Origin of the sequence: Pseudoduganella sp. OTU4001, from assembly GCF_038440195.1 — a bacterium.
In the GTDB taxonomy this organism is placed as follows: Bacteria; Pseudomonadota; Gammaproteobacteria; order Burkholderiales; family Burkholderiaceae_D; genus Rugamonas.
This window is the reverse complement of record NZ_JASATG010000008.1, coordinates 108,722-129,096: the sequence shown is the minus strand read 5'-3', so window position 1 is coordinate 129,096 and position 20,375 is coordinate 108,722. Positions and strand designations below refer to the sequence as shown.

At 62.0% G+C, this 20,375-nt stretch carries 9 protein-coding genes; 1 reads left to right on the top strand and 8 read right to left on the bottom strand.

What is annotated here, in order from left to right:
• Window positions 1–20: 20 nt before the first annotated feature.
• Window positions 21–1,823: an acyl-CoA dehydrogenase gene (locus AAHE99_RS09965; protein ID WP_342116895.1), complete on the bottom strand. Its 1,803-nt coding sequence runs from the start codon at window positions 1,821–1,823 to the stop codon at window positions 21–23.
• Window positions 1,823–3,001, bottom strand: coding sequence for an acetyl-CoA C-acyltransferase (locus AAHE99_RS09960; protein WP_342116894.1), 1,179 nt, complete (start codon window positions 2,999–3,001; stop codon window positions 1,823–1,825). Before AAHE99_RS09960 ends, AAHE99_RS09965 begins: the two co-directional genes overlap by 1 nt.
• A gap of 183 nt (window positions 3,002–3,184) precedes the next feature.
• On the opposite strand from AAHE99_RS09960, the gene AAHE99_RS09955 reads away from it, so the two are divergent.
• Complete coding sequence (locus AAHE99_RS09955) at window positions 3,185–4,888, top strand: MFS transporter (protein WP_342116892.1); 1,704 nt, start codon at window positions 3,185–3,187, stop codon at window positions 4,886–4,888.
• A 56-nt stretch (window positions 4,889–4,944) separates the two neighbouring features.
• On the opposite strand, the gene AAHE99_RS09950 is transcribed toward AAHE99_RS09955, so the two are convergent.
• From AAHE99_RS09950 to AAHE99_RS09925, 6 genes are all read right to left on the bottom strand, one after another.
• Window positions 4,945–5,487: a hypothetical protein gene (locus tag AAHE99_RS09950; protein WP_342116891.1), complete on the bottom strand. Its 543-nt coding sequence runs from the start codon at window positions 5,485–5,487 to the stop codon at window positions 4,945–4,947.
• Window positions 5,488–5,618: 131 nt separating this feature from the next.
• The gene (locus AAHE99_RS09945) at window positions 5,619–11,096 is read right to left on the bottom strand and encodes a type I secretion C-terminal target domain-containing protein (RefSeq protein ID WP_342116889.1); all 5,478 of its coding nucleotides are present in this window, start codon (window positions 11,094–11,096) and stop codon (window positions 5,619–5,621) included.
• 117 nt (window positions 11,097–11,213) lie between these two features.
• Window positions 11,214–16,571: a type I secretion C-terminal target domain-containing protein gene (locus tag AAHE99_RS09940; RefSeq protein WP_342116888.1), complete on the bottom strand. Its 5,358-nt coding sequence runs from the start codon at window positions 16,569–16,571 to the stop codon at window positions 11,214–11,216.
• Between the two features lie 142 nt (window positions 16,572–16,713).
• Entirely contained in the window at window positions 16,714–17,580 is an 867-nt protein-coding gene (gene nadC / locus AAHE99_RS09935; protein WP_342116886.1) for a carboxylating nicotinate-nucleotide diphosphorylase, read from the bottom strand.
• Entirely contained in the window at window positions 17,577–18,710 is a 1,134-nt protein-coding gene (gene nadA / locus AAHE99_RS09930; RefSeq protein ID WP_342116884.1) for a quinolinate synthase NadA, read from the bottom strand. The genes nadC and nadA overlap by 4 nt, the downstream gene beginning before the upstream one ends.
• A complete protein-coding gene (locus AAHE99_RS09925) occupies window positions 18,710–20,311 on the bottom strand; it encodes an ABC-F family ATPase (protein ID WP_342116882.1) in 1,602 nt (533 codons plus the stop codon). The genes nadA and AAHE99_RS09925 overlap by 1 nt, the downstream gene beginning before the upstream one ends.
• Between the last annotated feature and the right edge of the window lie 64 nt (window positions 20,312–20,375).

Sequence of the window (20,375 nt, the reverse complement as noted above, 5' to 3'; positions counted from 1 at the left end):
TCTGGTCTCCTTTGATTTATTCAGAACCACGCGTCCTGCATGTCGAGCGTGGTGGTGTCGAGCGCGGCCAATAGGTCCAGCTGCGGCTGGACTTTGGGCAGCTCCCATTTGTAGAAATAGCGGCAGGCTTGCAGCTTGCCGCGCCGGAAGCTGTCGTCTTCCGGCATGCTGGCCACGGCGGCCAGGGCTTGCTGCAGCCAGATCCACGCGACTACCACGTGTCCCACCGCCTCCAGATAGACCGTGGCGTTGGCCAGGGTCTTATTCAAGTCGCCGGCAGCATACAGGGCCTGGGTCACTTCTTCAACCCGGCGCCAGGCGGCGTCCAGGGCGTTGGCGTGGCACACCAGCTGGCGTACGTCACTGGCGCGCGCAACGCCGACGGTGGCGTGGATTTCTTCGGCCATGGTCGCCAGCAGCGCGCCGTCGTGGATGCTGGCTTTGCGCCCCAGCAGGTCCAGACCGTGGATGCCGTGGGTGCCTTCGTGGATCTGGTTCAGGCGGTTGTCGCGGTAGAACTGTTCGACATTGTATTCACGCGTGTAGCCATAGCCGCCGTGCACCTGGATCGCCAGGTTATTGGCTTCCAGGCACCATTGCGAAGGCCAGGATTTGGTGATCGGCGTCAGGAATTCAAGCAGGCGACCGGCGCGCTGGCGCACTTCGGCGCTGTCGGCGGTGTGCTCGTCATCGACCAGGCGCGCGCTGTACAGGCACAGGCCCAGCGCGCCTTCCGCGTAGGCCTTTTGCGCCAGCAGCATGCGGCGCACGTCGGTGTGCGCGATGATCGGGAGCTGCGGCGAGGCCGGGTCCTTGGCGGCTGGATGGCGGCCTTGCGGGCGTTCGCGGGCGTAATCCAGCGCGTGCAGGTAGCCGGTGTAGCCGAGCACCGCCGCACACAGGCCGACGCCGATGCGCGCCTCGTTCATCATGTGGAACATATTCATCAGGCCCTGGCCCTGGCGGCCGACCAAGTAGCCGATGGCGCCAGCACGGCCGTCCGGGCGGTGCTTGCCTTCGCCGAAATTGAGCAGGCAATTGGTGGTGCCGCGGTTGCCCATCTTGTGGTTCAGGCCGGCCAGTGCGATGTCGTTGCGCGTCCCGTTGTCGAGGAACTTGGGCACGATGAACAGGGAAATCCCTTTCACGCCGGGTACCAGCTTGCCGTCGGCGTCCGGGATCTTGGCCAGCACCAGGTGCACAATGTTCTCCGCCAGCTCGTGCTCACCGGCGGAAATCCACATCTTGTTGCCCGTCAGGCGGTAATGGTCGCCATCCGGCTCGGCCCGCGTGGTGATGTCGGACAGGCTGGAACCGGCCTGCGGTTCGCTCAGGCACATGGTGCCGAACCAGCGGCCTTCCAGCATGGGCCGCACAAAGTGTTCGACCTGTGCGCTTGAGGCGCATTTCAGCAGCGTGTTGGCGTTGCCGATGGTGAGGAAGGCGTAGCTGGAAGTCGCCATATTGGCCGCCGTGAAGTAGGCGGTAATGGCCTTCTCCACGGTCAACGGCAATTGCATGCCGCCCAGCGCATAATCCTGGCCGGCGGCCATGAAACCCGCTGCCGAAAAAGCTTCGAGGGCGCGCTGTACTTCCGGGATCACGCTCACGCGTTCGCCGTCGAAGTGCGGCTCGTGCTGGTCGCTCAGCTTGTTGTGCGGGGCGAACAGTTCGGTCGCAATCTGCTCGGCGCTGTCGATAGCGGCGGTGAAGGTTTCGCGGCTATGGTCGGAAAAGCGCGGCCGGCGGGACAGCGCTTCCGCGTCCAGCCAGTCGTACAGCATGAATTCGACGTCGCGCCGGTTCAGCAGCCGGCTCGCCATCACACCACCTCGAACAGGCCCGCCGCACCCTGGCCGCCACCGATACACATGGTGACCACCACATATTTCACGCCACGGCGCTTGCCTTCGATCAGGGCGTGGCCGACCAGGCGCGCGCCGGACACGCCGTAAGGGTGGCCGACCGCGATCGCGCCGCCGTTGACGTTCAGGCGGTCCATCGGGATGCCAAGGGTGTCGGCGCAATACAGCACCTGCACGGCGAAGGCTTCATTCAATTCCCACAGGCCGATGTCTTCCACTTTCAGGCCGGCCTTCTTCAGCAATTTCGGCACGGCGTAGACCGGGCCGATGCCCATTTCGTCCGGCTCGCAGCCGGCCACCGCGAAGCCACGGAAGATGCCCAGCGGCTGCAGGCCGCGCGCCTCCGCTACACGCGAATTCATCACGATGGCGCAGGAGGCGCCGTCCGAGAACTGGCTGGCGTTGCCCGCGCTGATCACGCCGCCCGGCAGCGCGGTGCGGATGCCGCGCACGCCTTCCAGCGTGGTATCGGCGCGGATGCCTTCATCGGCGGCGATGGTGACTTCGCGCGTGCCGAGCATGCCGGTCGACTTATCGGCCACACCCATGGTGACGGTCATCGGCACGATTTCCGCGTTGAACAGGCCGGCAGCCTGCGCCGCCGCAGCGCGCTGCTGCGACCGGGCGCCGTATTCATCCTGGCGTTCCTTGGCGATGCCGTAGCGCTTGGCCACGATCTCCGCCGTTTGCAGCATCGGCAGGTAGATAGCCGGCTTGTGTTCCTTCAGCCACACGTCGGCATACATATGGGTGTTCATTTCCTGCTGCACGCACGAAATCGACTCAACGCCGCCGGCCGCGTAGATATCGCCCTCGCCCGCCAGTACGCGCTGTGCCGCCGTGGCAATGGTTTGCAGGCCCGACGAGCAGAAGCGGTTGATGGTCATGCCCGGCACCGTCACCGGCGCGCCTCCGCGCAGGGCGATCTGGCGCGCGATATTGCCGCCGGTTGCGCCTTCGGGATTGGCGCAGCCCATGATCACGTCCTCGATCTCACCCGCCTCGATGCCGGCGCGCGAAATAGCCGCCGCCAGTACATGGCCGCCCAGGGTCGCGCCATGGGTCATGTTGAAGGCGCCTTTCCAGGATTTGGCGAGGCCGGTGCGGGCGGTTGAAACGATGACTGCGTCGGTCATGGAAGTCTCCTAGGTAAGTGTTTCAAACCAGAATATCACAAATACGAACGGTCGTTCGCTAAATTATTGTGTTTGTAAGTTTTGCGTAAGTTTCAAGCAAGAATGACGTAAGGATAAGGGTCCAGACTCCATCATGCCGTTGAAGCATTCGAGACACTAACTACACATTTGGAGACAAGCATCATGGCAATTAGCTCTGGCACCGCCGACGCGCGGAACGTGGGGACCGGCAAAGCCGCACCCATGACCAAGGAGGAGAAGAAGGTTATCTTCGCATCCTCGCTGGGTACCGTATTTGAATGGTACGACTTTTACCTTTACGGTTCGCTGGCTTCGATCATTGCCAAACAGTTCTTCGTTGGCGACCCGACCACGTCCTTCATTTTCGCACTGCTGGCGTTTGCCGCCGGCTTCATTGTGCGCCCATTCGGCGCCATCGTGTTCGGCCGCCTGGGCGACATGATCGGCCGTAAGTACACTTTCCTGGTCACCATCCTGATCATGGGCTTGTCCACCTTTATCGTGGGCCTGCTGCCTAACTACGCCAGCATCGGCATTGCCGCGCCGATCATCCTGGTTGCACTGCGCCTGCTGCAAGGCCTGGCGCTCGGCGGCGAATACGGCGGCGCCGCAACCTACGTGGCGGAACATGCGCCGCACGGCAAGCGCGGCCTGTTCACGGCGTGGATCCAGACCACCGCAACGCTGGGCTTCTTCCTGTCGCTGCTGGTGATCCTCGGCTGCCGCCAGTCGATGCCGCTGGAAGAATTTGAAGCCTGGGGCTGGCGCATTCCATTCCTGGTGTCCGTAGCTCTGCTGGGCATCTCGGTGTGGATCCGCCTGTCGATGAATGAGTCGCCTGCTTTCGCCAAAATGAAAGCGGAAGGCAAGACTTCCAAAGCGCCGCTGAGCGAGGCTTTCGGCCAGTGGAAGAACCTGAAGATCGTGATCCTGGCGCTGATCGGCCTGACCATGGGCCAGGCGGTGGTGTGGTACACCGGCCAGTTCTATGCGCTGTTCTTCATGATCCAGACGCTGAAGATGGATATCGCTACCGCGAACATCCTGATTGCGACTGCGCTGATCCTGGCAACCCCGTTCTTCATCTTCTTCGGTAGCCTGTCGGACAAGATCGGCCGCAAGTGGATCATCCTGGGCGGCTGCCTGATCGCTGCTGCAACCTACTTCCCACTGTTCGGCGCCCTCACCCACTACGGCAATCCTGCACTGGAATCCGCGATCAAGAATTCGCCGGTGGTGGTGGTGGCTGACCCAAACTCCTGCCACTTCCAGTTCAATGCGACCGGTGAGAAGAAATTCCCATCGTCCTGCGATATCGCCACCTCCATGCTGTCGAAAGCTTCGGTGGCTTACACCCGCCAGGACGCGCCTGCCGGCAGCGTTGCCGTGATCAAGGTTGGCGACAAGGAAGTACAGTCCTTCAACGCCAGCATGACTGCCGATGGCCTGAACTTCGACGCCGACTCGAAGAAGAAGGAAGGCGAACTGAAAAAAGCGGTTGCGGAGACCGTGAAAGCTGCCGGCTATCCAGCCAAGGCCGACCCGGCCCAGGTCAACAAGCCGATGATGGTGCTGATCCTGTGGGTCCTGGTGCTGTATGTGACCATGGTGTACGGTCCGATTGCGGCCATGCTGGTGGAGATGTTCCCGACCCGCATCCGCTACACCTCGATGTCGCTGCCATACCATATCGGTAACGGCTGGTTCGGCGGCCTGCTGCCGACCACCGCTTTCGCCCTGGTGGCGTTCAAAGGCGATATCTACTACGGCCTGTGGTACCCGATCTGCATCGCCCTGGCCACCCTGGTGATCGGCGCGCTGTTCATCCGTGAAACCAAGGACAACAACATCTACGCCCACGATTAACACCCAAGAGGCACCCCGCCCCTTTGAGCCGCCCTGTTGGGCGGCTTTTTAATTGTTCAGCGCTCCTTGCGGAAGTGCTCGGTGGCGTAAGTGGCGGTTTTGTCGAGCAAGGCGGCACCGGTGTCGGCGAGCAGTTTGCTGAGTGCTTCGTCGGCCACGGATTCGGATTGCACGATGATGGCGATAGCACCGGCCAGCGGGATGGTCAGGGCATCCAATTCGTTGGGACGCGGCGGGCGTGGTTCGCGGATGCCGCTAGGCCATTTGAACGGCAGACGCGGCTGGCCAGTTCCGCACCAGTCGTCCAGCGTGGCTTTCAGGAAACCCTTGACATCGCCACCCTGGGAGTAGATGGCACAGGCGGCATCGACCTGGCGCCGGCCGAGATCAATGGCGGCGAACTGGGATTCAAGCAGCCACGCTTGATCCTGGCGCCATGGAACCGGATCGGGCTCGTTCATGCGGGCGGCGATGCCGGCGTTCGGGGCGTGCTGAGCGTATTTGCCCAGCGGACCACCGCCCACCACCTCCCAGATCTTGGGATTGATGCGGGCGATAATGCGGACGAGGGTGCTGCTGATGTGCAGTAGGTCTGACATGGCGTCTCCTCCAGTTGGGGGTGGGCCGCCGGGTCGGCAGCCCTGCACCAACTATAGGCGTCAAACCCGCACACATATTCACGCAATCTCACTGCAACACGAATGCAACAGCAGCACCTTGAAAGCCGCCGTCAACCCAACCAGGGCGTGTATTCGAAGCCAGTGCCAATCACCTTGGCGATTGCCTGCACGTTCTCGGCGCTTTCAGCGAAAGCCACCAGCACTTCAGCTACGCTGGCGCTCTTCTTATCGAGTACGCCAACCCAGAAGTCGACGCCATCCTTCTCGCCTTCGCGGTGGAGGACGTTCTGATACAGGCGCGCAACCAGTTCACGATTGCCAGGCGTGGCGCCATACAGCTTTCTGAATTCCTCCGACGCGACAAAACCATTCGCGATGTCGTTCATACTGGTTCCGGCATCGGCCTGGCCAATCCAGAAACCGATGCCGCCACCGTCAGGCTTGCGATCGAATGCCGCCTGGTACACGCGATACAACTTGCCGGCTGTCCCGTCGGCGCCTACGTCCAATGCAATGCATTTGTCACTCAGGAACAACCGTTCAACACCGACCAGCGTATCGGTGCCGTAGGTGCCCGTCACATCCTGCACCTTGGCGGTGCCGTTCTCGATCAGAATCTTAGTACCTGCCGCCAGGGTCTGCATATACGCGGTGTCAATGCCCGCGCCGCCTTCCACCCGGTCGTTACCGACGCCACCCCACAGGCGATCATTACCCTCGCCTCCGCGCAAAATGTCGTCGCCCGCCAGCCCGTACAGGTTGTCGTTGCCGTCCTCTCCGGAGATGGTGTCAGCCTTGTCGCCGGCGACGATCCGGTCCGCCTTTGCGCTGCCGCTCACATTCATTGCGGCCGCGGCGCGTGGATCAAATCCTTCGACAAAAGACTGGTAAGTGACCGAGCTGGCAACGATATTCTTCAGAATGAACCAGACTTTCTCGCTGCCTTCGACAGTGCGCATGACCTGGGTGTCCGCACCGTTTTGCTGCAAGCGGAATGCGCCTGTGGCGAAGGGATTGTAGCTCGGGACGCTGAACTGGCCGTTCACGCTGGAGATCGACACCTTGTCGCCGCTGGCGGCGTCAAAATCCATGATGCTGGTGTCCTTGAGCAAACCCGCGCCACTGAGCATGAAACGGTCGGCGCCGGCGCCACCCCACAGCTCCACGCTGGCAGTCTTGTCTGTAATTGAGCCTAGCGTGATGACGTCGTCACCGTCGCCACCCAAGCCTTTAACTGTACGGCCAATGGCGGCGCTGGAGTTGTAGTAGCGATCCGCCAGGGAGAGGTTGTCGTTACCGTCGCCGCCATCAAGCGTGTCCGTGCCGCTGCCGCCGCGCAGAGTATCCTTGCCTGAACCGCCTTCCAGCAGGTTCCTGCCCGGCGAAGAGCTGTCGAGCGTGTCGTCGCCGTCATCGCCGCGCAAGGTGTTGTTGCCGCTGGCGTCAATCAGGCTGTCATTATCAAGGCCGCCATTCAGTACATCGTCGCCATAGCCGCCCTCCAGGCGGTCGGCGCCGGCATCGCCATTCAACACGTCATCGCCGTCGTTCCCGTAAATGACATCCGCCCCACCGGCACCGTTGATGATGTCGTTCATGCCCGTGCCGCTCATGGTATCCGCGGCATCGGTGCCGCTCACTGGCGCGGGTCTCAGGCTGCCGTCCGGCTGGTAGCCGCCAACAAAGTTGTGTCCAGTGACGCTTGCGGCCTGAACATTTTCAAGCTTGAGCACGGCCTGGAACTGTTTCGGGCCAGCGCCATCGCTATCCCAATACAGTACCGTGTCCGCCCCTTCCTGCACCAGTCGCATGGTACCGCCTGCTGCGAAAGGATTCTTGAAATTAGAGGAGCCACCGCCCAGCAAACTCACGAAGTCGATGCGGTCGCCACCTGCGCCAGCAACGAAATCGGTGACGACATACTTGTTTTCCTGCGGTGCGTAGCTCAGTGCATACGTATCGGTACCGGCGCCGCCAGTCAGACGCGCCTCGACCCCACGCAATGAAGAGAGACGGAACTGGTCATTGCCATCGCCACCATTGGCGGTCGACACGTAGACTTTGACTTCACCAAAACCTCCATCCAAATAGCTGAACGAGATGATATCGTCACCGCTGCCAGCATCAATCGTGTGATGGCCCGCTCCAATGCCGATGGTGTCATTGCCGTCGCCGCCCTGTACCGTCGTCCTGCCCAAGGTGACCGAGGAAATAGTGTCGTCGCCTGCGCCACCTTCCAGCACGTTGTCACCGGCATTGTCGCTTAGCACATCGTTGCCGTCGCCTCCAGAGAGCTTGTCGTTGCCTGTCGCGCCCTCCAGGTTATCGGTGCCGGCGCCGCCTTCCAGCGTGTCGTTGCCTTCTCCCCCACGCAAGGTATCGTTGCCCTCGCCACCGTCCAGCGTGTCATTGCCTTCGCCGCCGATGAGAGTATCGTTGCCGCCCATGCCGTTCAAGGTATCGTCCAGGAAGTTGCCTTGGAGCGAATCGGCTCCGGCGCCGCCAGTCAGCGTCGGGCCAGTGCTGTCGCCGGCTGGCGATAAGCCATACACAAAATTGTCGCGCGTGAAAGCCGAAACACTGGTATTGCTGAAGGTAGCAATGTCACGCCAGGTATAGGCGCTTCCCGCCGCGCCATCCTGATCAAACTGCAGTAAAGTGTCGGCGCCGTCCTGTTTGATGCGCAAGTAGCCGCCCGAACCGAAAGGATTTTGCTTGAAGCCATACGAAAACATCGTCATCACTTCGAGCAAGTCCCCGCCAGCGCCTGTAGCGAAATCGGTGATGGTGATCTTGCTAAGCGACGCGGCGGTGAATGCGTAAGTATCACGTCCGGCGCCGCCAGTCGCAGCGATTGTCGCCGCTGCGGATGTATAGTTCGACGTGCCAAAAGTAAAGTGGTCATTGCCCTCGCCGCCAGCAGCCGTGACCTTGTTCGTGGTGACGTCGCCCGATTGCGCTGCGATGATGAATTTATCGTCGCCCGCATCGCCGTTCGCGGCGATGACGCCAGCACCGATGTTAAGCGTATCGTTGCCCGCGCCGCCATAGAGCTTGTGGCTGCCACGGGAGGCATCCAGCCGGTCGTCGCCGCCGCCGCCCATGAGCGTGCTATCGCCGCCGTCATCCGACAAATAGTCATTGCCTTCGCCGCCATCGAGCTTGTCATTGCCAGCGCCGCCGTACAGGGTGTCATCGCCGCTGCCGCCAAACAACTGGTCGTCCCCATTGCCACCGTATAGCGTATCGCGCCCGGCGCCGCCATACAGGCTATCGTTGCCCTCCTGCCCGTACAGTTCATCGCCGGCCTGATTATCAGCTTCGTCGCCGCCGCGCAGAATGTCGTTACCGTTGCCGCCCGTCAGTAGGTCACGCCCAGCCAACCCGCTGATGGTATCGTCCAGCGCGGTGCCGGTGAGGGTATCGTTGCCCGCCGTGCCAGTCAGGCTGATGCCTGTTGTGCTGCCATCCGGCGCATAGCCGTTGACAAAGTTCGCCCCAGTTAGCTGCGAGGCCAGTACACCCTGCAGCGTGACCACCTTGACGAAACCGCTGCTAAGATCAGCCGCCCCGTTCCTGTCAAACCAGACCACCGTGTCGGCGCCGACCTGCTCAAGCTTCAGGTAGCCCGCCGCGCCGAAGGGGTTGCTCAGGAGGCCACTCGGCAGCAACGCCGTCAGGTCAAGGCTATCGCCGTCGGCGACTGAGAAGTCGGTGATGACCTGGGTCGATTTGCCACCGGAGAACTGCGGCTTGAACACGAAGGTATCAGCGCCGCCCCCGCCGGTGAGGGTGTAGGCGACCTCGCCATAACCGCTGCTATCGACTACCAGGGTATCGTCATCATCCCCGCCATTGGCCGCAATGGCGCGCGGCCCCTCCGGAAAGCTCGCGCGTAGCGTCAATGTATCTTTGCCGGCGCCGCCGTTAACGCTGCCGCTGCCACCACTAACCGTGATGTAATCGTTGCCCTCGCCGCCGTCCGCCACGTATGTACCGCCGCTGACGGAGATGCTGTCATTGCCCACGCCGCCGCGTAGCGTATTGTCGCCAGTGGAGTCGTTCAGGTTATCGTCCCCGCTACCGCCTTCCAGCAGATCGTTGCCGGCGTCGCCGTACAAGTAGTCATTCCCGGCGCCGCCGCGCAGAATGTCGTCGCCCGAACCGCCGTTCAGCGTATCGCCGCCGTCACCTGATTCCGGGCCGCCTTCCAGGACATCGTTGCCCCCGCCACCAGACAGCTGGTCACTGCCGGCGCCGCCATACAGCTTGTCATCAAGCTCGAATCCATTGAGATAGTCGTTGCCTGCCGTGCCCTCGATGGTCAGGCCGCTGCTGCTGCCATCGGGCGAATAGCCGCCAATGAAATTCTCTTTGGTGAATTGTGCTGGTGCCACGTTCTTGAAGCGCAGCAAAGTCCAGTCGCCATTGTTCTTCAAGACCAGCAAGGTGTCGGCCCCGTCCGCCTGCAATCGCAAATAGGCGCCCGCGGCGAAGGGATTGCCTTTGCCAGCGCCGAACTGGAGGATCACATTAGCCAGGTCGATTGTATCGCCGCCCGCACCTGCCAGGAAGTCAGTGATCTCAGCCTGGTAACTGCCCTCGCCATACGTTGATACCGTCAGCACGTAGGAATCGCTGTCGGCGCCGCCGGACAGGCTGACCGCGGTGTCAGTTGTCTTGTTCAGTATGAGGTCGAAGCTGTCCTTGCCAGCGCCGCCGTCGGCACTACCGTTGCGGCCCTGCGAAACCATTTGTATGCGGATTCTGTCGTCGCCGTCGCCGCCCAGGACTTTGTCGCTGCCCAAGGCAGAAATATTGTCGTTACCCGCGCCGCCATCGATGGTATTCAAGCCGCCACCTGTGCGTATCGAATCCTTGCCGTCACCGCCCAGCAAAGTATTGCTGCCCATCTCGTCAGTCAAGAAATCGTCACCGGCGCCGCCTTCCAGGAGATCATCACCCGCTTCGCCGCGAAGGTCGTCATTATCAGCTTCGCCCTTCAGGATGTCGTTGCCGGCACCGCCATACAGTGTGTCGCTGCCATTACCGCCCTGTAGCGTATCGTTGCCATCGCCTCCATAAAGGTAGTCGCCATAACCCGTGCCAGAGGATTCATTGCCTCCGATCAGGATGTCATCGCCGCCATAGCCCCAAAGCTGATCGCTACCGCCGCCGCCCTCGATGTGGTCGGCCAGATCGCTGCCATGCAGACGGTCTGCCAGGTCGGTGCCCACCAGGGTGACCGCGGTCGGGCTCAGGCTGGTGCTGAAGCTGAAGTAGTACGGCATGGTGATACTTTGATCGCTGCTGTCGAGCAGCCAGCCATCGCTGAACCAGACATTCAAGCGCGCGGCGAATGGCAGGTCCTTGACCGGATTGATGGTCACGGTTTTCCCGGCAATGGTCACGGCGCTGCTTGTGACCGTGTCCGAGAAATAGACCGTGCCGTACTCATCGACAATCCTGATAGTGCCAGTGCCAGCCTTGACGGCGGCACTGAACGTGAGAACGATGTTGGATTTGACGTCGACTTTCTGTGGGGAGTCGGCTGGAACGCGGGATACGAGGGTGACAGTGGAGGCCATGACTTGTACTGGTGATCTAAACTATTGCAATGGGGCAACAGCATATAGAAAAAATCGCCGAAAAGTCTCTCCGAAAGTCACACGCGCACCCGCTCCCCTCCCGCCCAAAAATCCGCCTTACCAGGCGCGGTATTCGAAGCCTGAACCAATCAATGCCGCCACCATATCGACATTTTCCTGGCTGGCGCTAAAGGCTTCCAGTACCTCGGCCACAGTTGCTTCCTTGCGGTCCAGGACGCCGACCCAGAAATCCACGCCGCTTTTCTCGCCGGCGCGGTTCAGCACGTTCTGGTACAGGCGCGCCACCAGCTCCTGGTTGCTGATGTTGGCGGCATAGAGCTGTTTGTATTCATCGGAGTCGACGAAGCTTTGCGCGATGTCCTTGATGCTGATGCCAGCGTCAGCCTGCGCGATCCAGAAACCAATCCCGCTGGGATCCGGCGCGCGGTCGAAGGCAGCCTGGTACAGGCGGTAGACCTTGCCGGCCGTGCCATGTACGCCAACGTCCAGTGCCAGCCAGGTGTCCGACAGCATCAGCCGCTCAATTCCAGTCAGCACATCGGTGCCATAGGTCCCGGACAAGTCCTGCAAGCGAACCACGCCGTCTGCGATGGTGAGCCTGGTGCCAGCCCGCAGGGCGTCCATATGCACGGTATCAATACCAGCGCCACCGTCGAGCTTGTCATTGCCAAGGCCGCCGACCAGGTAGTCGTCGCCCGCGCCACCGGACAGCACATCGTCGCCACCAAGGCCGAACAGTATGTCATTGCCGGCCGCGCCAGAGAGCGTGTCGGCTTTATCGCCTGCCACGATACGGTCGCCAAGTCCGGTGCCGGTGAGATCCAGGGCAGCCGTTGCGCGCGGATCGTAGCCCTCGCTGAAGGCTTGATACGTCAGGCTGCTGGCGGTGGTGTTCTTCAGGGTTATCCAGACTTTTTCGACGCCGTTCTGATTGACGATCAATTGCGTGTCCGCACCTGCTTGCTGAAGGCGCATCAAGCCCTCGGCGAATGGGTTCGATGGCACTATGCCAAACACGGCTTCGCCGGATTGCGATATCGACAGTTTGTCGCCGCTGGATGCGTCAAAGTCCGTGATGGTGATAGTGCGCATCACCTTGGCATTGGTGAACGCAAAGCGGTCGGCGCCCGACCCGCCCGACAGCTCCACGCTGGTAGTCAGGTCAGTGAAGTGCGAGAGCCAGATCACATCATCGCCGGCGCCGCCGAAGGCTTTCACCGTGCGGTTGCTGACGCCACCCGCAGCACCGTTCAACAGCGTAATGCGGTCATTGCCATCGCCGCCGTCCAAAGTATCGGTGCCATCGCCGCCGTGCAAGGCATCGTTGCCGGCGCCCCCTTCCAGCAGGTTCTGGCCGGAAGAAGAGCTGGTAAGCGTATCGTTGCCATCACCGCCGCGCAAGGTGTTGTTGCCGTTGTAATCAGACAAGGTGTCGTTATCCAGCCCGCCCTCCAGCAGGTCGTCGCCATTCCCGCCATCCAGATAGTCCGCACCGGCATCGCCATACAACTTGTCGTTGCCATCCTCGCCGCGAAGACTGTCGCGGCCCGCGCCTCCGCTGATCATGTCATTCATGCGGGAGCCGATCAGGGATTCGTTACCATCCGTGCCTGTCAGGGGTGCCGCATTCAGGCTGCCATCGGGAGGATAACCGCCAATGAAGTTAGCCCCTGTCAGGCTGCTGGCTTGCACGTTCTCCAGCGTCAGCACCGCCTGGAATTGCTTTGCGCCCTCACCATCGGAATCCCACTGCAGGACGGTATGGGCGCCCTCCTGCACCAGGCGCATCGCGCCACCGGCGCCAAATGGATTGGCCGGGCCCTGTGTGGTGCTGAAGAGGGAGCGGAAATCGATCAAGTCGCCACCAGCGCCGGCCTTGAAGTCCGTGACTACGTACTTGTTCTCCTGTGGGGCCCACGTGAGCAGATAAGTATCGCGGCCGGCGCCACCGGTCAGGCGTGCTTCGACGCTATTGCCGGCACCCAGGCCAAACTGGTCGTCACCCTCGCCGCCGTTTGCTGTGACGACCGAGCGCTTGGCCTGGTCGCCGCCAGGCGAATAATGATTGAACGTGATGGTGTCAGCGCCGCTGCCGCCGTCGATGATGTAGCTGCCAGCACCGGCGATGATGCGGTCATCGCCAGCACCGCCGTCCAGCACATTGTCGCCGTCGGCGTCCTGTAGCGTGTCGTCGCCATCCCCGCCCAGCAACTGGTCATTACCGTTGCCACCGTCCAGGTTATCGCTGCCCTCGCCGCCTTCCAGCCGGTCGTTGCCGTCGGCACCGCGCAGGGTATCGCTACCGCTCATGCCCAGCAGCGTATCGTCAAGGAAATCGCCTTCCAGCGTATCCACCCCGGCGCTGCCGACCAGCGTCAGGCCGCCATTGCCCCCTGTAGGCGACATGCCGCTCTTGAAGTTGGCGCTGGTGAAATCCGTGGAATTTGCGTTATTGAACGTCACCAGGGTCCGCCATGCGTAGGCGCTGCCGCCAGCCCCGTCCTGGTCGAATTGCAGGATGGTGTTGACGCCGTCCTGCTGCAGGCGTAGATAGCCTGAGGCGCCAAACGGATTCTGTTTGAAGTTGTTCGGCATCAGGCTCATGACATCCAGCACATCGCCGCCGCTACCGGTAGCAAAGTCGCTGATGGTGACTGTGCCGCCAAAGCTGTTTTGAAGGATGAAGATGTCGCGGCCAGCACCACCGCTGGCCTCCACCTTCGCGGCACCGCCGCTGTAACTGCCGTTGATGGTGATGGTGTCGTTGCCGTCGCCGCCTGAAATCGTCACCTTGTTAGCTGGGTCGCTCGTGAACAGCTGGACTTCAATCATGTCGTCGCCGGCGTCGCCGCTGAGGATGGCATTGGGCGCACTGCTGCGCAGCGCATCGTTGCCATCGCCGCCCTCCAGGCGCTGCATACCGGTGCCGCCCGCTTCCAGGTAGTCGTTGCCTGCGCCGCCCAACAGGACATTACTGCCCTGGTAGTCGGCCACATAGTCATTGCCGTCGCCACCTTCCAGCCGATCGTTGCCCTCGCCGCCATTCAGGTTATCGTTGCCGCTGCCTCCCTGCAGTTGATCGTCGCCGCTGCCACCGATCAAGTAATCCATGCCGGCGCCGCCATACAGCTTGTCGTTGCCTGAACCGCCGTCCATGTGGTCGCCGACCACGTCATCCGGTTCATCGCCGCCAGTCAGCGTGTCGTTGCCCTTGCTGCCATTCAGGGTGTCGCTGCCGGACAGGCCGCTGAGTTTGTCGTCCAGGTCGGTACCTTCCAGCCTGTCGTCGCCTGCGGTGCCGATGCGGGTAATGCCAACCGTGCTGCCATCGGGCGAGAAGCCACTGACGAAATGGCTGCCCTTCAACTGCGACGGCAGCACACCCAGTATGGTCACCAGTTTGACCGCAGCCAGGCTGGTGTTGGCGGCGCCGTCGCGATCCAGCCAGACCACAGTATCGGCGCCTTCCTGCTGTAACTTCAAGTGGCCGGATTTGCCGAAGGGATTGCCCTCGAAGTCCCAGGGCAGCAACGGCGTCAGGTCGATGCGGTCGCCGCCGGCGAGATCGAAATCACGGATGATGTAGTTCCAGCTGCCGCCACCCGGCGCGCTCTGGAAGACAAAGGTATCGGCGCCCTCGCCACCTTCCAGCGTAAATTCGACGGTTCCGCTGCCCTGGTATTCGACCACGATGCGGTCGTCACCGTCGCCGCCGCTGGCGCTGACGCTGCGGGCTGGATCCGCGCTTCCATCGAAGCCGCCGATGCTCAAAATGTCGTTGCCGGCGCCTCCATCCAGGCTGCCACCGCCGGCACTGGCTTGCAGGCGGTCGTCACCATCGCCCCCTTCGGCCGTGAAACGGCCTCCGCTGATCCAGATGAAGTCGCCGCCCGCACCACCGCGCAGGATATTTTCGCCCTCGGAATCATACAAGTTATCGGTGCCGCTGCCGCCTTCCAGCAGATCGTTGCCGGCGCCTCCCTGCAAATAGTCGTCACCCGCGCCGCCACGCAGAATGTCGTTACCACCATCGCCATACAGGCTGTCGTAACCGTCCGCATTGGTTTCACCGCCGCCCTCCAGCACGTCATCACCGCCGCCGCCCGTCAGATGGTCATTGCCATCGCCGCCGTACAGCGTATCGTCCAGCTCATAGCCGCGCAGGTTATCCGCTTCCGCCGTGCCGTACAGGGTTGCGCCCAACTGGCTGCCGTCAGGCGGATAGCCGCCGACGAAATTGGCGCCTGTCACTTGGGACGGCGCCACATTGAGCAAGCGCAGCAGCGTCAAGTCGGCACTGCCTTTCAGGATCAGCAAGGTATCCGCGCCGTCCGCCTGCAGGCGCAGGAAGCCGTTGGGGCCGAAGGGATTGCCTTTGCCCGGCCCATATTGCTGCACCAGGGCCTCCAGGTCGATCTGATCGCCGCCGGCGCCCGCAGCAAAGTCGGTCACGGTGCACGCGATGCTGCCCTCGCCGTAAGGCTGCAGTTGCAACACATAAGTGTCGCTGCCGTCGCCGCCAGTCAAGGTCAAACTCTGGCCGGTGCTCTTGCTGAGGGTGACAATGATGCGGTCCCAGCCTGCGCCGCCATCGGCGCTGCCGTCGCGCTGGCCAGCAATCATCTGCACATTGATCTGGTCGTCGCCGTCGCCGCCCAGGATGATATCGCCGCTCCAGGCGGTGATATTGTCGTCGCCCGCACCGCTATCGATGCGGTTCAAGCCGCCGCCGGCATAGATGATGTCCTTGCCGTCGCCGCCGAGCATGGTATTGCTGCCCGTGTCGTCGCGCAGGCTGTCGTCGCCGGCGCCGCCGTCCAGCGTGTCGTCGCCCAAGCCCCCATCCAGCACGTCATTATCAGCTTCCCCTTTCAGGGAATCATTGCCACTGCCGCCAAACAGGATGTCATTACCTCCCCCGCCGCGCAGCGTGTCATTACCGTCGCCGCCGTTCAGGGTGTCGCCAGCATAGCCGGCCGGTTCATTGCCTCCAATCAGGATGTCGTTGCCACCGTAACCGTACAGTTCATCCGCCCCCCCTGCCCCATCGAGCCGGTCGGCCAGGTCGCTGCCATGCATACGCTCCACCCCGTCGGTGCCGACCTGGTTCACAGCGGTAGTACTCAGCGCCGTGTTGAAGTCGAAAAAGAGCGGCGCATTGACCGACTCGCCGCTGCCGTCAACCAGCCAGCCTTCGCTGAAGCTGAGGCGCAGGCGCGCAGCAAACGGTAGGTCGTCCGGCGGGTTGATGGTGACGGTATTGCCGCTGATGGTGACGTAGCTACTGCTCATCGGCGCCGAGAAGACCAGCGTGGAATAGTCTTCGAAAATCTCGATCTTGCCCGAGCCAGCCTTCACTGCCGCACTGAAGGTGAAAACGATATTACTCTTTACATCGACCAGGTTGGCATACTGGGCGGGCGTGCTGGAGACGAGGGTAACGGTGGACGGCATAGGACCTTCTTCAAATGGACGGGCAATTTTTTGGCCAAACACATCATATAGAAGAAAAATCAATACTTTCTCACCGAAAATCACGCCCCAAAATGAAAAAACGCCGCACAGGGCGGCGTCTTTTCTAGCCAAGGGCTCAGGATCAACCGATGATGCGCAGCGAGAAGTCGGTCGCCTTGACGTCCTTGGTCAAGGCGCCGATCGAGATGCGGTGCACGCCGGTTTCGGCGATGGCGCGCACGGTGTCGAAGTTGACGCCGCCGGACGCTTCCAGCAACGCGCGGCCGCCGTTGATCTGCACCGCCTGGCGCATCATGTCGAGGTTGAAGTTGTCGAGCAGGATCGAGACCGCGCCGGCCGATAGGGCTTCTTCCAGCTGTTCCAGGGTTTCCACTTCCACCTGGATGCTGACCTTGGCGTCCAGGCGCTTGGCCGCTGCCAGGGCCGCGGTGATGCCGCCGGCCGCTGCGATGTGGTTTTCCTTGATCAGGATGCCGTCGTACAGCGCCAGGCGCTGGTTTTGGCCGCCGCCCACGCGCACCGCATACTTTTGCGCCAGGCGCATGCCCGGGATGGTCTTGCGCGTGTCGAGAATGGCGGCGGTGGTGCCGGCGATCACGTCGACGTAGCGGCGGGTGGCGGTGGCGACGCCGGACATCAGTTGCATGAAGTTCAGGGCCGAGCGCTCGGCGGTCAGGATGGCGCGCGCCGGACCGGTGATGGTGCAGACTGGCGAGTCGGCGGCCATCAGGTCGCCCTCGGCGTAGTGCCATTGGATGCCGATGGCCGGGTTCAGCGCTTCCATCACGCCTTCAAACCATGGCGCGCCGCACAGCACGGCCTCTTCGCGCACGATGACGCGGGCGGTGGCCTGGCCGTCTTCCGGCACCAGCTTGCCGGTCAGGTCGCCGGTGCCGATATCTTCCATCAGTGCGGCCAGCAGGTTGCGCTCGTACGCGCCCGCCAGTGCATCGTCGAACGGTGCGAATTTATTGATCAAAGTACTCATGCGGGACCAATGTTCTGGAACAGTTGCGCTTCTTTGGCCAGGTCCGCGCCCGGCGCGACTTTGGCTTTCTTGGCGGCGGCGAAATCGAGCATGCGGTTGATCGCGCGCTGGGCTTCCTTGCCGACGGCGGGATCGACATGGATTTCGTTGTTCATGTTTTCCAGCACGTCGGCCAGGTTGCGCAGGCCGTTCATCGCCATCCATGGGCAGTGCGCGCAGCTCTTGCAGGTGGCGCTGTTGCCGGCGGTCGGCGCCTCGATGAAGGTCTTGCCCGGTGCGGCCATGCGCATCTTGTGCAGGATGCCGTTATCGGTGGCGACGATGAATTCAGTGGCCGGCAGGCTGACCGCAGCGGCGATCAGCTGCGAGGTGGAACCCACCACGTCGGCTTGCGCCACAACGCCGGCTGGCGATTCAGGGTGCACCAGCACCTTGGCGTTCGGGTGCTCGGCTTTCAGCAGGTCCAGCTCGACGCCTTTGAACTCGTCGTGCACCAGGCAAGAACCCTGCCACAGCAGCATGTCGGCGCCGGTCTGCTTCTGGATGTAGCCACCCAGGTGCTTGTCGGGCGCCCACAGGATCTTCTTGCCCTGCTCGTGCAGGTGCTTGACGATGTCGAGGCCGATCGAGGAAGTCACCATCCAGTCGGCGCGCGCTTTCACGGCGGCGCTGGTGTTGGCGTACACCACCACGGTGCGGTCCGGGTGCTGGTCGCAGAAAGCGATGAAGTCTTCCAGCGGGCAGCCCAGGTCCAGCGAGCAGGTCGCGTCCAGGTCAGGCATCAGGACGGTCTTTTCCGGGCTCAGGATCTTGGAGGTCTCGCCCATGAATTTCACACCGGCCACCACCAGGGTCTTGGCCGGATGGTCGCGACCGAAGCGCGCCATTTCCAGCGAGTCGGAGACGCAGCCGCCGGTTTCCTCGGCCAGATCCTGCAGGTCGGCGTCCACGTAGTAGTGGGCCACCAGCACGGCGTCACGCTCGCGCAGCAGGGTCTTGATGCGTTCCTTCAGCAGGATTTTCTCGTTGGCCGGCACGGGTGCCGGGGTGCGGGCCCACGCATGGGCCACACAGCTGCCGCCTTCGACTGGCTTCTCGAATTCGACAGTCTTGATTGGAATATCAATCATTACTCGATGCCTTGGCTCTTCAGATACTCTTCATAGCCGCCGCGGAAGTCCACGACTTCGTTTTCCTTGATCTCGATAATGCGGGTGGCCAGCGAGGAGACGAACTCGCGGTCGTGCGACACGAAGATCAGGGTGCCGGCGTACTTTTCCAGTGCGATGTTGAGCGACTCAATGGATTCCATGTCCATGTGGTTGGTCGGTTCGTCCAGCAGCAGGACATTGTGGCGGCCCAGCATCAGCTTGCCGTACATCATACGGCCTTTTTCACCGCCCGACAGGACCTTGACCGATTTCTTGACTTCGTCGCCGCCGAACAGCAGGCGGCCCAGCGAGGAGCGCACGGCCTGGTCGTCGTCGCCTTCCTTGGTCCACTGGCCCATCCAGTCGGTCAGGTTCAGGTCAGTTGCGAATTCTTCGGTCGGGTCCTGCGGCATGTAGCCGACGTTGGCATTTTCCGCCCACTTCACCAGGCCGGTATCGCTGTCCAGGCCAGTGATGTCCTTGCCGCCGATGCAGCGCAGCATGGTGGTCTTGCCGGCGCCGTTGGCGCCGATGATCGCGATACGCTCGCCTGCTTCGACCATCAAGTCCACGCCCTTGAACAGGGTGCGATCGTAGGTCTTCGAGATGCCCTGGGTTTCCACGGCCAGGCGGTGCAGCTTTTTCTCGCCGTCGAAGCGCACGAATGGATAGGCGCGCGAGGACGGCTTGATGTCTTCGATCTTGATCTTGTCGATCATCTTGGCGCGCGAAGTAGCCTGGCGGGCCTTGGACTTGTTGGCCGAGAAGCGGCGCACGAAGTCCTGCAGTTCGGCGACCTTTTCTTTCGCCTTGGCGTTGTTGGCCAGCTGCTGGTTGCGGGCCTGGGTCGAGGCCAGCATGTATTCGTCGTAGTTGCCTGGGTAGATCTTCAGGGTGCCGTAGTCCATGTCGGCAACGTGGGTGCAGACCTGGTTCAGGAAGTGACGATCGTGGGAAATGATGATCATCGTCGAATCACGCTGGTTCAGGGTGTCTTCCAGCCAGCGGATGGTGTTGATGTCCAGGTTGTTGGTCGGTTCGTCCAGCAGCAGGATGTGCGGGTTGGAGAACAGGGCCTGCGCCAGCAGCACGCGCAGCTTCCAGCCCGGCGCCACGGCGCTCATCGGGCCCTGGTGCAGGCTGATGTCGATACCGGCGCCCATCAGCAGCTCGCCGGCGCGTGATTCGGCGGTGTAGCCGTCGTACTCGGCGACCTTGCCTTCCAGTTCGGCCGCTTCCATGTAGTCTTCGTCGGTGGCTTCCGGGTTGGCGTAGATGGCGTCGCGCTTGGTCATCGCTTCCCACATCTCGGTGTGGCCCATCATCACCACGTCCAGCACGCGCATTTCTTCGTACGCGAACTGGTCCTGGCGCAGCTTGCCGAGGCGCTCGTTGGCGTCCAGGCTGACGTTGCCGGCGGATGGTTCGAGATCGCCACCCAGGATCTTCATGAAGGTGGACTTGCCGCAGCCGTTCGCGCCGATCAGGCCGTAGCGGTTGCCGTCGCCAAATTTGACGGAAATGTTCTCGAACAGCGGCTTGGCGCCGAACTGCATGGTGATGTTAGCGGTAGAAAGCATGCTGGTGCAGGGAAAATAATGTGAAAAAGCGAATCTAGCATTATACCCCGGCATGCCAGTGCCC

Bases quoted from the DNA above. Each gene is read 5' to 3' on its own strand.
- AAHE99_RS09965 (WP_342116895.1), bottom strand. From the start codon at position 1,823: ATGGCGAGCCGGCTGCTGAACCGGCGCGACGTCGAATTCATGCTGTAC.
- AAHE99_RS09960 (WP_342116894.1), bottom strand. From the start codon at position 3,001: ATGACCGACGCAGTCATCGTTTCAACCGCCCGCACCGGCCTCGCCAAA.
- AAHE99_RS09955 (WP_342116892.1), top strand. From the start codon at position 3,185: ATGGCAATTAGCTCTGGCACCGCCGACGCGCGGAACGTGGGGACCGGC.
- AAHE99_RS09950 (WP_342116891.1), bottom strand. From the start codon at position 5,487: ATGTCAGACCTACTGCACATCAGCAGCACCCTCGTCCGCATTATCGCC.
- AAHE99_RS09945 (WP_342116889.1), bottom strand. From the start codon at position 11,096: ATGGCCTCCACTGTCACCCTCGTATCCCGCGTTCCAGCCGACTCCCCA.
- AAHE99_RS09940 (WP_342116888.1), bottom strand. From the start codon at position 16,571: ATGCCGTCCACCGTTACCCTCGTCTCCAGCACGCCCGCCCAGTATGCC.
- nadC (WP_342116886.1), bottom strand. From the start codon at position 17,580: ATGAGTACTTTGATCAATAAATTCGCACCGTTCGACGATGCACTGGCG.
- nadA (WP_342116884.1), bottom strand. From the start codon at position 18,710: ATGATTGATATTCCAATCAAGACTGTCGAATTCGAGAAGCCAGTCGAA.
- AAHE99_RS09925 (WP_342116882.1), bottom strand. From the start codon at position 20,311: ATGCTTTCTACCGCTAACATCACCATGCAGTTCGGCGCCAAGCCGCTG.